10 protein-coding genes and 1 tRNA gene are annotated in these 13,023 nt (G+C 54.4%); 5 read left to right on the plus strand and 6 right to left on the minus strand.

All coding sequences use genetic code 11. The features are described from left to right. Window positions 1-78 precede the first annotated feature (78 nt). A complete protein-coding gene (locus tag LOC67_RS07410; RefSeq protein WP_230261895.1) occupies window positions 79-786 on the plus strand; it encodes a hypothetical protein in 708 nt (235 codons plus the stop codon). Window positions 787-788: 2 nt separating this feature from the next. Beyond that, complete coding sequence (locus LOC67_RS07415) at window positions 789-2,516, plus strand: DNA polymerase (RefSeq protein ID WP_230261896.1); 1,728 nt, start codon at window positions 789-791, stop codon at window positions 2,514-2,516. A 518-nt stretch (window positions 2,517-3,034) separates the two neighbouring features. Here the strand turns inward: LOC67_RS07415 and LOC67_RS07420 are convergent. Continuing rightward, on the minus strand, window positions 3,035-3,253 hold the full coding sequence (locus LOC67_RS07420; RefSeq protein ID WP_230261897.1) for a hypothetical protein: 219 nt from the start codon (window positions 3,251-3,253) through the stop codon (window positions 3,035-3,037). 369 nt (window positions 3,254-3,622) lie between these two features. On the opposite strand from LOC67_RS07420, the gene LOC67_RS07425 reads away from it, so the two are divergent. After that, window positions 3,623-4,990 (plus strand): tyrosine-type recombinase/integrase, encoded by a 1,368-nt coding sequence (locus LOC67_RS07425; protein ID WP_230262611.1) that lies wholly within the window; start codon window positions 3,623-3,625, stop codon window positions 4,988-4,990. Here the strand turns inward: LOC67_RS07425 and LOC67_RS07430 are convergent. Next, a tRNA-Val gene (locus LOC67_RS07430) sits at window positions 4,950-5,023 on the minus strand. The two genes, LOC67_RS07425 and LOC67_RS07430, sit on opposite strands and share 41 nt — an antisense overlap. A gap of 365 nt (window positions 5,024-5,388) precedes the next feature. Between LOC67_RS07430 and LOC67_RS07435 the strand changes: the two genes are divergently transcribed. Next, window positions 5,389-6,393, plus strand: a complete 1,005-nt coding sequence (locus tag LOC67_RS07435; RefSeq protein ID WP_230261898.1) for a hypothetical protein — start codon at window positions 5,389-5,391, stop codon at window positions 6,391-6,393. 649 nt (window positions 6,394-7,042) lie between these two features. Here LOC67_RS07435 and LOC67_RS07440 read toward each other — a convergent pair. After that, window positions 7,043-8,518, minus strand: a complete 1,476-nt coding sequence (locus tag LOC67_RS07440) for an aKG-HExxH-type peptide beta-hydroxylase (RefSeq protein WP_230261899.1) — start codon at window positions 8,516-8,518, stop codon at window positions 7,043-7,045. A 169-nt stretch (window positions 8,519-8,687) separates the two neighbouring features. Next, the gene (locus LOC67_RS07445) at window positions 8,688-8,876 is read right to left on the minus strand and encodes a hypothetical protein (protein WP_230261900.1); all 189 of its coding nucleotides are present in this window, start codon (window positions 8,874-8,876) and stop codon (window positions 8,688-8,690) included. A gap of 312 nt (window positions 8,877-9,188) precedes the next feature. Here LOC67_RS07445 and LOC67_RS07450 point away from each other — a divergent pair, with 312 nt between their 5' ends. Next, entirely contained in the window at window positions 9,189-9,389 is a 201-nt protein-coding gene (locus tag LOC67_RS07450; protein WP_230261901.1) for a hypothetical protein, read from the plus strand. A gap of 393 nt (window positions 9,390-9,782) precedes the next feature. On the opposite strand, the gene LOC67_RS07455 is transcribed toward LOC67_RS07450, so the two are convergent. Then, window positions 9,783-10,883: a cis-3-hydroxy-L-proline dehydratase gene (locus LOC67_RS07455; RefSeq protein ID WP_230261902.1), complete on the minus strand. Its 1,101-nt coding sequence runs from the start codon at window positions 10,881-10,883 to the stop codon at window positions 9,783-9,785. A gap of 221 nt (window positions 10,884-11,104) precedes the next feature. Continuing rightward, window positions 11,105-12,712, minus strand: a complete 1,608-nt coding sequence (locus LOC67_RS07460; protein ID WP_230261903.1) for a Do family serine endopeptidase — start codon at window positions 12,710-12,712, stop codon at window positions 11,105-11,107. Window positions 12,713-13,023: the final 311 nt, after the last annotated feature.

The raw sequence follows: 13,023 nt of genomic DNA on the forward strand, positions 1-13,023 counted from the left end.
TGTACGCGAGACTGAATCCAAACAAAACAGGGCCGACGGTGCGCTACCACCGTTCGGCCCCAACAGGACAAATATCCAATGAGTGATTCTAACAGCCCAACAGGACGGGCCAGGAAGAATGTCAACAAGACTCCGAAAAACGAATCGTCGCAATCGGAAACGTTGTTGATCGACGAGACTGACGTTAATTTGCAGCAATCCAACGAGGCGACCACGAGTCCAACCGTAACACCGGATCCATTCGACCCGGCATCGCTGCGGATCAATCCGGATACCGCTGCGGGAGCGATCGGTGTGAAACGGAAATTGTTGACGGTGAAAGTCGGCAGGCCGGACAAGATGGAGTTTGTACGAGTCCATCCAGATTCATCCAATCGGATCGATACCGCCTACATCGAGGACAAGACCAACCGCGAAGCGTACTTGGTCGCACCATCGCTGTGGCCGGAGCTGCCGGACTTCATCCAGCCTGTGCGTCTGTGCCTCTCTGTTAACCGACACGGGACACCGTTCCTTTGGCCTGCGAAACTGCCAGACCCGAACGGACGTCCGATGGACTGGCACACGTCGATGTTGGAGGCACAAGAACTCGCGATCAACGCTTGGGTTCGCGTGCAAGCCGATATGTCTGCCGGAAGCTATGCCGTGTTCGAGGCAACCGGGAACCTACCGGAACCGCAATGGCCGGAGCTGACCTTCAAAGACGTTTTGAAACTGGCGTTCAAGACCCGTTTCATTGACTCGATGAATCATTCGTTTTTGCAAGAACTGTTCGGAGAAGTGTGACCGTGGATTGGCTAAACCGATTTGATTCGGTTTGGTCGATCGACTTTGAATTCTCGCAACCGCCAGGTGAGCGACCGAGTGTCGCTTGTCTGGTGGGGCGTGAATTTCATTCCAAGCGACTCGTCCGAATCGGATTCGATGAAATCAACAAGATGGATCAACCACCGTTTGATGTTGGGCCGGACCAATTGTTCGTCGCCTACTTTTCATCGGCGGAATGGAATTGCTTTCGGTCGCTTGGATGGCCACTGCCCGCAAGGGCTCTGGACCTGTGGTGCGAGTTTCGAAATCTGCTCAATGGATCTAAACCACCGTCCGGATTCGGGCTGCTGGGCTGTTTGGCGTTCCACGGATTGGATTCGATGGACGCCACCGAAAAGACCGCTATGCGTGATCTGGCGATCCGTGGCGGCCCTTATTCGCACGACGAGAACTTGGCACTGCTGAACTATTGCCAAACGGACGTCGATGCCTTGGACAAACTGTTGCCGATCATGCTCCCAAAGATTGATTTTCCACGCGCCATTCATCGTGGCCGCTACATGGTTGCGGTATCAGCAATGGAACATGCCGGTGTGCCGATCGATGTTGAAACACTCCAAATGTTTCGGCGGCAATGGGAGCCGATCAAAACGAAGTTGATCGAGTCCGTGGATGAATCCTTCGGCGTCTTTGATGGCCTGACGTTCAAGCAAGATCGATTTGGAGATTACTTGATCCGACACCGAATCCCGTGGCCGGAAACTGATTCGGGCCGATTGGCACTCGATGACGAGACGTTCCGCCAGCAAGCGAAAAGCTATCCGCAAATCTCCCCGTTGCGGGAGCTGCGTCACGCGTTATCTGAAATGAAGTTGGAACGATTAGAGATTGGATCTGATGGACGGAACCGAACGATGCTCCGTCCGTTTGCCAGTCGATCAGGACGCAATCAACCGTCAAACAATCGATTTATCTTTGGACCGTCGGTTTGGTTGCGGTCTTTGATCAAGCCACCACCAGAGCGTTCCATAGCGTACGTGGATTGGTCGCAACAGGAACTCGGCATTGCGGCCGCATTGTCTGGTGATCCTGCATTAGCGCAAGCCTATGCGTCGGGGGATCCCTACTTAGAATTCGCCAGGATGGCTGGCGCGGTGCCTCCATCGGCAACCAAAAAGACGCACCCGGCAGAGCGATCGGCATTCAAGGTATGCATGTTGGCTGTGCAGTACGGGATGAGCGAATTCGGTTTGGCCGCAAAGCTAAACAAGCCGGTTGCGTTCGCTAGGAACTTGCTCCGTCAGCACCGAGAAACCTTTCCCGTGTTCTGGCGATGGTCGCAATCACAAGTCGACGCCGCCATGTTGATCGGACGATTGCAAACGGTATTCGGTTGGACGATTCATACCATCGGGGGCGACAACCCGCGATCGTTGGCGAATTTCCCCATGCAAGCCAACGGCGCGGAAATGATGCGTCTGGCGTGTTCGATGGCCACCGAGGCAGGAATCACGGTTTGCTGCCCCGTACACGATGCCATCTTGATCGAGGCGGATACGCAGGTGATCGACGATACGGTGATCGAAACGCAATCGATCATGCGAGAGGCCAGCAAGATCGTGCTGGACGGGTTTGAACTGGAATCGGACGCCAAGATCGTGTCGTGGCCCGAGCGGTACGACGACGAAGATCGAGGGCGGGAAATGTGGGACAAGGTGTTTCGACTTGCATCGGAGGCGGACCAATGAATCGGTATGGAATGTCCGAATTGCTGAATCGAATGTCCGCGAAGGTGTACGGAATGTGCGACCCGTACCTCTTATTAATAGATTCTCATTTATGGATTCTCTTTCTATTAGTGGTGGACCAATGGATCTGGACTTAAACACTTTTTCGGCGAATCGATCCGACGTGGCAGAAGCCTATGCCAGCCAGGATGATCGGCCAAAGGGAAAACCTACGAAACCGAAGGCCGACCGATCTTTTGATCTTCCCCGCCACCGTGATGGCGAACGATTCATTCGTGGACCGATACCACTGGAATGGATGAAGCTGGCATCGAAGTGTGGGAACAGAGCGGAGGCAGTGGCAGTGCTGTTGTGGTATGCGGCCGGATTCCAACGATCCAACCCGGTGAAGCTATCCACGAAGATACTGACGGAGCTTGGTGTACACCCAAGGACTGCCAAACGCGTATTGATCAGGATGGAAGTTCTTGGACTTACCAAAAACGAGTTTAAAAGAGGACGATCGCCAGTGGTGCTGATTAAGGCTGCACCGAGTCTGCAATTGTAGCCACCCCGAAGACAAACAAGCCAAACTGAACAATCACGACGACTGCTGCTGCACCGACTAATACGTACCAAACGCTAAGCAATAGTTTACCGTCGGTTAAAGCGCCATAGAACTCATAGCCACAATGTGGGCACGCCTTAGCAGTGCTGCTAACATTTCCACCACATTCGTGACATTCCATTAGAGACATGCGAAACTCGATATTTAACAAAGGAGAATACCATGGGCGACCAACACCGAGGCGAAGGTGTACTCGAAAAGATTGACTGGGAGGTATCACAGAAAACAGAAGATGGACGAACATACGTGCGCGTTCGCTTACATAGAAAACGTGACAAATCCGAGATCAACCTTTGGCTGGACCAATCCAAGGCAATGCGATTGATCCGAGCAATATCAGACGTTAGTTGCGATATTGTGGAGAAAGAGTCCACCACCAAGTAAATACCACAAAGACTATCATGTTAATCCACGGCTAGGTTTAGCGGCCGAAAACCAGTCCCATGCTGGCCCGCCGTGGACTTTCTTTTTCATGGGAATCAACTGATGGAGTTGATCGATGGCAAGTCTACGTTTCGAGAACCACAACGGCCGCAAAGGCTGGCGGTTACAGTTTCGTGATTCCGATAAACGGAATCGTTCGATCTGGTTGGGCGGCGACGAAAGACACGCGCCGACTGAGACGAAAGAGCATGTCGAACACCTGATCGTTCAAGCGAAGAATAGACGGCCGCCTGAGTTGGCCACGTCCGAATGGCTGGCAACCATCGATGATGAACTGCAATCGAAGTTGGCCCGTTGCGGTCTGGTTGAAGCGAAAGCCAAGCGAATTGCCAGGACGCTGACCATTGCGGCATGGTTGAAAGAATACTTTGCCGAACGAAAGGACGTGAAATCAGGGACGCTACAAACGTACGAAAAGGCCCGCGATAACCTGCTCGACTACTTTGGGAAGAGATGCCTACTCCGTGATGTGACGTCTACGGACGCGAACAAGTGGCGAACATGGTTGAAAACCGAGGGGAATCGTCGCGACACCAAGCAGAAACGGAAGAGTATGGCGGAAGATACTGTCCGCCGCCGCACTGGAATGGCCAAGCAATTCTTTGGCGAAGCTGTTAAGCGAGGATTGATCAACGTCAATCCATTCGATGACCTACCGACTACCACGGGAGGCAACAAGGCGCGACAACATTTTGTTGATCAATCGGTGATCGAGGATTGCATGAACCACTGCGATCCCGATTGGCAAACGATACTTGCTCTGGCCCGCTACGGTGGCATGCGTTGTCCGTCGGAAGTGTTGCGATTGCGTTGGATCGATGTGAACTTGCCAGAGGGCCGCATGGTGGTTCACGCCAGCAAGACCGAACACCATGCCGATGGTGGCGTACGTGTGGTTCCGATCTTCGAAGAACTGCGACCCTACTTGGAAAGGGCATACGCCACGGCTCCGGATGGATCGGAATACGTGGTCGCCAACTATCGATCGGCAGCCGCGAACTTGCGGACACAATTCACCAAGATCATTAAGCGAGCGGGCCATGTGCCATGGCCTCGTTTGTTCCAAAACTTGCGAGCATCCCGTGAAACCGAACTGATGGCCAAGTATCCAGCCAAGGACGTGGCCGCATGGTTGGGCAACACAGTAGCGGTTGCCATGAAGCACTACGCCATGCAAACCGAGGATGCGTTTCGCAGGGCTGCGGGAATCAAAGATCCCCTTCCGACCGATGCAACCACGGAGAACGGTGGTTGCATTGGTGGTTGCATTTCGGGGGAATCTGATACTATTGAACGTGAAGTCCGAAACGACAAAACCCCCGTTTCGCTTGGCAAAACAGGGGATTTGATAGTTGAGGATAGTAGCGGAAACTTCTATCTAGTGGGCGATACTGGATTCGAACCAGTGACCTCTGCCGTGTGAAAGCAGCGCTCTAACCAACTGAGCCAATCGCCCGGACGGTGCGAGTCTTGGTGAACGAGATACTCGCTGCCGTTTCGTTGAAAATAACCTGTCAATTTGACACCGGCAAGGGTGTGGGGTTCACACCAAGCGTTTCTTCATCGACCCGCCCCAGCATCGTCGGGGACTTTCCCCTCCCCGGCATCTTAGGCCCAGGCTTCTGGCTCTTTAGGCCCAATTCTCCGGGCCAAGATTCCGCCCGATACGTCCTCAATCGGACATCGCGGAAGTCTTACCAGGAAACACAGCAAGCAAATTCGCCGCTGAAATCACTGCCCTGAATCAGAACTGGACTGGATCGATTGACCGTGTTTTCGGTATCGAACCCTTGACTGACTCGCCCCACCACTGATGCTCCGATGATCTACTTTGTCACCACCAAAAGGCATGCCTACACGATCAACAAATGCCTGCGAACAGAATGTCAGTGCCTCCAGCCCATCGTCCAACCGATGTGCTACGCGACCCTGTTCCTAAAACGCCAACTGCCGATCGGAACTTACGTGCTGGCCGATCACGAGCGTTTGACCGCCGCAGATCTTCGGAGACTGGAATCGGTTTGCCATCGACTGCAAGCACATCCACAGATCCGCATCCTCAATCACCCGCAGAAAACCCTGGGAAGATTGCCGCTGCTGCATCGACTGCACGAGTCCGGTATCAACCAATTCAATGCGTATCGACTTGAAGATCGTCCGCAACCGACTGCGTTCCCGGTCTTCGTTCGAGGCGAGGACGATCATAAAGGCCCGCTGTCGAATTTGATCCATTCACAACAGGAGCTCGACGAAGTCTATCGACAATGGCAACGTCGCTGGGGAAAGGCTCATCGTAAACTGGTGATCGAGCACTGTGATGTTGCTGACGAAGATCGGATCTATCGAAAGTACGCCGCCTTTAAAATCGGTGACCAGATCCTCCCACGACACCTGTTCTTCAGCCGTTCATGGTGCGTGAAGTCATGGGAATTGCTTGACGAACATCTGTTGGCTGAAGAACGGGACTACATCGATCGCTTTGAGCATCTTGAGCCACTCAATCGAATCTTTGATTTGGCAGGCGTCGATTTTGGACGAATCGATTACGGGATCAAAGACGGCAAAATTCAAGTTTGGGAAATCAACACCAATCCGATGCTGCCTGTCAATTACGGTGGCGGCGGACAAGCGAGACAAGCTTTGCATGAAACATTCAACCAACGTTTTGTCTCAGCGATGAAGCAACTCGATCAAAGAGATTCGCTGAACGAGGGATCTAATGAGACTTGTGCGAGTGGCGCCATATCGATTTGGGAAGCGCCGGTGATGGCAGCCAGTTTTTTGTATCGCCGAGTAACTCGCGGGGCTCGCAAGAAAGTGGCCTAGGTGTACGGTTGCTGGATGAGGTTTGGGGTTGTGTTAACCGCGGTTAACGCCGTTGCGGTTCAGGGGTGTAGATAGCTGGCGAAATGCTGAGCCGGTTCGCGATGGCGACGGTTGTTTGGTTGTCCAACGGGGTTGGCAGGCGGAGCCTGGGAGACAATGTATGCGAGGAATTCATCGCAACATCAGCCGCTGAGCGTTAGCTCTCGGTTCGCGTCAGTGGGATTACATAACCGCAGCTAGCGCCGTTACGGCTCAGGACGGAGGACCAAAGGATGGGCTGAGCCGGTTCGCGATGGCGACGGTTGAATGGTAGTCCAACGGGGTTGGCAGGCGGAGCCTGGAAGACATTGCGTGCGAGGCGGGAGCCTCGCACGAGGGTAGTGCTGTGTGTCATACAACCGCGGCTAACGCCGTTCGGCTCAGGACGGAGGAGCAAAGGATGGGCTGAGCCGGGTCGCGATGGCGACGGTTGGATGGGTGCCCAACGGGGTTGGCAGGCGGAGCCTGGAAGACATTGCGTGCGAGGCGGGAGCCTCGCACGAGGGTAGTGCTGTGTGTCATACAACCGCGGCTAGCGCCGTTACGGCTCAGGACGGAGGAGCAAAGGATGGGCTGAGCCGGTTCGCGATGGCGACGGTTGTGTGGTTGCTTAGACGACCAGCGACTCTTTGCGGCTTTGTGCTGTGCGCCCATGGACATCATAGATCGCAATGTGACGTTGAATTTCTTCTTCAACGGTCATTGGATTTCCATCGCCGTCAACAACTCGCCGCAAGTTGCCTTTGTTGGATAGCGTGATCGCTTCGACTTGCCCATCCAAGCCAAGTGTTTCGCAGCGACTTGCATGTCGGCCTAGTGAATCCATGATCGCGTCACAGATCACTTGGCCACGTTCGGTAAAGTCTCCCCACGCAACTAACTGAGATAGACTAATCTGCAATTGATAGAGCAACTTGGTCGCCCGATAGTTGGCATAAGGCAATTCGCTAGCGGCTAGTTGGCCACTTTCAATTGCCGACAACCAGAATTGCAAGACTCGTTCGAAAACATAGGCCGCATGAAACAGCCCATAGATGGGACGTGGATCGTCTCGCCAAGGCGAATACACCGTGTCGGGAACTTGATGCGAAGTGGTATTCGATGCGGCAAAGAAGTTGCCTTGTTCCTCGATCGCAAACAGTCGGTTGTGATAGAACTCGTGAATGAGGTCGTCGGCCAACACGAGCGAGCTTCGAGCCCCGGTGAAAATCGCCGCCCCGGGAAGCCGCGAACAACTCGTGTTGAACACTCCACCATACCCCGGTGGCTTAAACGCGATCACCTGCATGGCGTATTCGATTTGATCTGCCGTTTGAGGATCATGTCGACGAATCAAACCGATGGTTTCCGACAACAACTCGACATAGTCATCCTGGCCGTCAAGCTCGGCCGGAACGACGGAGCGAATATCGACCAGCCCAGGTACATTGAACGCCGATGGCTGCAAACGGATTTGTTCGAGGCAAGGTGCAACACGAATCAACAATCCATCGACCTGAATGGTCTCCAGCGGCATTCCTATCGATCGTTGCTCGCCGTCAATCGCCATGTCCAACTCGACGCCGTTGGTAACACCATGAATGGCAAGCATCCCGGTTCCCGCAAACGACCATGCAGTTCCTGGTAGTATTGCCGGAAGGGCCAAGACCAAGGGTTCGATTTGAACGCTTCGCTTTGACGCCAGTGCCAACGAGACCGCAAACAATCCGAACTGATTTAGGTGACGATCAAAGACTTCGGCTGAAGTCGCCACCAAGTCCGGGAACTGTTCCTGCACGGTCGCATGCGTTCCGCTGGGCAAATCACGACCAAGGTAGACGCCTAGGAATAGATCGTAGGTTGTTCGCGCGAAGAAGTAGGCTTGTGGATCACGTAAGACTCGGCCGAGGCACTGTTCCGGAAGCGACAACGCCCAGTCGACCTGTTCACAAAAATCGGATTCGGCTTTTGATCGTGAAGTCCGCTGTAGCAATGCTTTGCGAACCGCCGAAAGTGTGGCAACGGTCTTTTCGAATTTGAAATCCAAAACCGCGTTGGATTCCCAAACCCAAGAGGGAGTCTGTTGTGCCAAAGTCGCTTGAGTCATGCCGGACTAACTTGGTGATACGGTAGAGCGAGCAGCAACGAGTCCACGCGACGATCGCGGATAGAAATCCGTTCGCCGATCGAAACGATGACTGAGAGACACGTGACAAGGCACAGCCTCGTCACGTCAAAGAAGAACTTGCACGGAAAGGTGCAAAGAGATCGACTCGTTACAGTTCGATCGATCCGGTGTTACCACCGCCACCTTTTCCGGTACCCGATGCCGAGAAATCGGCTGGGAAGAATTGCTTGTTTTCTTCCTTCGTTTTCGAATCCGAAGTCAGACTGTTGAGAATCTCGTTTTCAAGATTTGCAACTTCGTTTGAAACTCGAGCGTTGTTTTGATGCTTTCCTTGCATGGCAGATTCCTATTTGTTGCTTTTGGGGCTTTGCGACCGACCCAGCTTTCACGACCATGATCCCAGAAGGGTTTGAAGGGACCATCCGAATCAGCCGCTCGAATGACGCGAGGGTAGCCCCTCGTGACGCGAAAGGTCAAGATTGATCGGAGGTGGGTGGAGTTGTACAACCGCGGTTAGCAGGCGGAGCCTGGAAGACATTGCATGCGAGGAATTCATCACAACGTCAGCCGCTGAGCGTTAGCTCACGGTTTGTGCATTGTGTGTCATACAACCGTGGCTAACGCCGTTCGGCTCAGGACGGATCATCGAATGATGACTGAGCCGGTTCGCGATGGCGACGGTTGGATGGTTGTCCAACGGGATTGGCAGGCGGAGCCTGGGAGACATCGCATGCGAGGCGGGAGCCTCGCACGAGGGCAGTCCTGTGTTCACGCAACCGCGGCTAGCGCCGTTCGGCTCAGTACGGAAGACCAACGGATGACTGAGCCGGTTCGCGATGGCGACGGTTGAATGGTTGTCCAACGGGATTGGCAGGCGGAGCCTGGGAGACAATGCATGCGAGGCGGGAGCCTCGCACGAGGGCAGTCCTGTGTTCACGCAACCGCGGCTAGCGCCGTTCGGCTCAGGACGGAAGACCAACGGATGACTGAGCCGGTTCGCGATGGCGACGGTTGAATGGTTGTCCAACGGGATTGGCAGGCGGAGCCTGGAAGACATCGCATGCGAGGCGGGAGCCTCGCACGAGGGTAGTCCTGTGTGACACGAAACCGCGGCTAGCGCCGTTCGGCTCAGGGCGGTTGGATGGGTGTCCAACGAGGTTGGTAGGCGGGGCCTGGGAGACATCGCATGCGAGGCGGGAGCCTCGCATGAGGAGGGTGCATGAGAGGATTGGGAGCAATCGAATTAGAGCTGCCAAACGGGTTCGCCTAGGGCGTCAAACTTGGGTTCGATCCCGAGCCCTGGTGCCGTTGATGCCGACATTCGTCCGTCGACTCGCTGCGGCGCACCGCTTGCAATTGATTTTGTCACATAGCTATTGAAATCAGTCGACGTAAACAAGAAATCGCTCGGCGTGCTATGAGCCAGATGCGATATCGCTGCGGTAATAATGTCGCCTCCCCAGCTATCTTCGATCGTCATCGCGATCCCCAATTCGACGCACAGGTCACGAGCCTGACGAGCTTTGGTCAAGCCACCGAACTTGCTGATTTTGATATTCACGACATCCATCGCTTGATCGGCGGCACCTTTCAATATCGCGTCGACCGAATCGATCACTTCGTCCAAAACGAATGGCAAATTGGTATGCCGGCGGATGCTGAGGCATTGCTCATAGGACGCACAGGGTTGTTCGATGTAAACGTCAACATCGCGAACCGCGTCGGCAACTCGCATGGCTTCGTGCATCAACCAACCGGTGTTCGCATCGGCGACAAGCTTATCACCGGGCTGAAGCACCTCGGCAACGGCGTGGATCCGCGCGATATCCTCGTTAGGATCACCACCAACTTTGAGCTGGAAACGCCGATACCCTTCGTCTCGATACGATTGCACGTTGCCAGCCATCTCTTTGGCCGGCCGCTGCGAGATAGCGCGGTATAGCGTGACGTCGTCACCATACCGACCGCCCAACAAATAACACACCGGCAAACCAGAAGCCTTACCGAGTATATCCCAGCACGCCATGTCGATCGCTGACTTGACGTACGGATGACCTTTCATCGTGTAGTCCATCAAGCGGTTGAGCGAAGTCAGTTGTCGTGGGTCACTGCCGATGATTGCGGGAGCAAGATTCTGAATGCCGGCCCGCGCGCCGGCTGCGTACGCGGGCAAGTAAACCGGGCCGAGCGGACAGACTTCGCCATAGCCTTTAATTCCGGCATCGGTTTCGACTTCGACAACGGTCGAATCGAAAACGTCCACACTTTTGCCCTCCGACCAACTGTAGTTCCCTTCGTATAGGGGCAAGTCAACTTGATAGAGCTTCAATCCGGTAATCTTCATGGTGGCTGTGTGGATCCCTAGGTGTGATGTTCGATCAAAACTCTGACCAACAAGCCGGCTTCGCAATCAACAACGTCGCCGGCATCCATCGATTCATTTGCGCTGCGGAAATCTTCGGGCTCACGCAAACACCAGATAACCCTTCGTGAATGGCGACGATCCAGACTCGCCTATCGAGGGTCTGGATCGCCAAAGTGTTTCCCGACTCCGCCGAGCGCGGCTTATGGCTGGACGACACCTAGCATACGCCTTTGGCCACGTCGGATGGTGATCCGCAAGGGCTCGCCAGCTTTTTCGTATTCACCAACGATCATTTCCAATTGGCGAGCCGATTCGAGTTCAAAACGTCCTGCGGTTTCGATCACATCCCCCACCATTAGGCCAGCCTGTTCGGCGACACTGTCGGCTTGAATTTCGGTGACGACCAAACCGCCCTGCAGATTCGAATAGTTGTACTTCTTGGCGATCGATTCGGTCGCGGGAACCACGCGCGCTCCCAAGACGTCTCCCGCATTGAACTGTGCCATCAGTTCATCGGTACGCTCTTTCAAGTCAACTTGGACCTTCATCGGCTGGCCGTTGCGGTTAATTTCCAGAGACATCATCGCCCCGGGCGGTCGGCTTGCGACATAGTTCTTCATTTGCGAACTGGAAGACATTGCCCGGCCATCGATGGAAACCACCACATCGTTGGGCAACAAACCGGCGTTGGCTGCAGGCATACCATCAAGCACCGATTCGATCATTACGCCGCGTCGTGCTTTTAGCCCGAAACCTTGGATCGTTTTGGCGTTCACATCGGCAAGGCTTGCACCAAGAAATCCGCGTCGCACAACACCATGCTCGATAATCGAATTGAGCACCGGTCCGGCAAGTGAAACAGGGATGGCGAATCCGATTCCGGCGCTGGATCCGCTGCGTGACATGATCGCGGTATTGATCCCCACCAATTCACCGCGCAGGTTCACCAAAGGACCACCAGAGTTCCCTGGGTTGATTGCGGCGTCGGTTTGCAAAAAGTCTTCGAAACCGTCTCCATCATCGACGATCCCACGAACGCGATTCTTACCACTGATGATTCCTGCGGTAACGGTTTGCTCCAGACCGAAGGGACTTCCCACGGCGATCACCCAATCACCAACTTGAATCCTTTCGGAGTCACCGATCGGGATCGCGGTCAAGTTTTCGCGTTCGACTTTGACGACCGCCAGATCGGTTTGCGGATCAGTCCCGACGATCCGACCGGCCGTCGTGCTCCCATCGCTGAATTCGATTTGCAACTCGTCTGCTCCATCGACAACATGATTATTGGTCAAGATGTATCCATCGCGACGAACGACCACTCCGCTGCCCATCCCGGTCTCTTCGCGTTGACGAGGTTGTGCTTGGGGCACATTGAAAAAATCTTGAAAGCCTGGCGGCAGTTGGCGTCCGCCGATCACTCGGGTTTGCTTGGTATTGATACTGACCACGCTTTCGCGAACGAAATTAGCGACATTGCGAAACGCGGTGGACAGTCCCTCGGCGGCGACCAAGTTTTGACCGCCCAAGGGCTGCGAATTGGAATCGCTGAATCCCTGCAACGTATTGCCACCGGTCGCGTTGGCTGCGATTGGCGGAGCTGCTGCCAAGCCAGATTCCTGGGCGGCCGGATCATTGCGCAAGAAAACCGGCGTGGTCATGATCACACCGGTAAGAAGCGAACCGAAAATCATTGCCCCTAACGCACCACTGACTTTATTCCAAGTCTTCCGCATCGTGATTGACTCCGTTGATTCAGGTTGATTGTTTTTTTGAGTCGACTTCGTTTCAAGGAATGGTAGAGCCATGAAAAACTTGCAAACCAAGTGACACATTTACACTGCTCAAAGACACTGCTGCAGACTCGCACATCACATGGTTTCTCAGGCCACTGCAGGCGCACCATAGCTCGAACGCCTGGTTCGGATCGGTCGCCCTATCCAATCGCTGTGCATCTTCCTAAGCCTGTGATTTACGGAACAGGTCGCTAGTCCACGACAGCTTTCGAGCGACAATATCGCTGTAGGTTGTCCGTCATCGCCAGGGTTCGATTCAACACACAGCTTCACGCGCAGCGCAAGGTCTTTGCAATGGTCCCTGCGGTGCCAGGCAACGTCAC

Source organism: Stieleria sp. JC731 (genome assembly GCF_020966635.1).
Classification (GTDB): domain Bacteria; phylum Planctomycetota; class Planctomycetia; order Pirellulales; family Pirellulaceae; genus Stieleria.

Excerpts from the sequence above, each read along its gene's own strand:
- LOC67_RS07410 (WP_230261895.1), top strand. The coding sequence starts at position 79 with ATGAGTGATTCTAACAGCCCAACAGGACGGGCCAGGAAGAATGTCAAC.
- LOC67_RS07420 (WP_230261897.1), bottom strand. The coding sequence starts at position 3,253 with ATGTCTCTAATGGAATGTCACGAATGTGGTGGAAATGTTAGCAGCACT.
- LOC67_RS07425 (WP_230262611.1), top strand. The coding sequence starts at position 3,623 with ATGGCAAGTCTACGTTTCGAGAACCACAACGGCCGCAAAGGCTGGCGG.
- LOC67_RS07435 (WP_230261898.1), top strand. The coding sequence starts at position 5,389 with ATGATCTACTTTGTCACCACCAAAAGGCATGCCTACACGATCAACAAA.
- LOC67_RS07440 (WP_230261899.1), bottom strand. The coding sequence starts at position 8,518 with ATGACTCAAGCGACTTTGGCACAACAGACTCCCTCTTGGGTTTGGGAA.
- LOC67_RS07445 (WP_230261900.1), bottom strand. The coding sequence starts at position 8,876 with ATGCAAGGAAAGCATCAAAACAACGCTCGAGTTTCAAACGAAGTTGCA.
- LOC67_RS07450 (WP_230261901.1), top strand. The coding sequence starts at position 9,189 with ATGATGACTGAGCCGGTTCGCGATGGCGACGGTTGGATGGTTGTCCAA.
- LOC67_RS07455 (WP_230261902.1), bottom strand. The coding sequence starts at position 10,883 with ATGAAGATTACCGGATTGAAGCTCTATCAAGTTGACTTGCCCCTATAC.
- LOC67_RS07460 (WP_230261903.1), bottom strand. The coding sequence starts at position 12,712 with ATGGCTCTACCATTCCTTGAAACGAAGTCGACTCAAAAAAACAATCAA.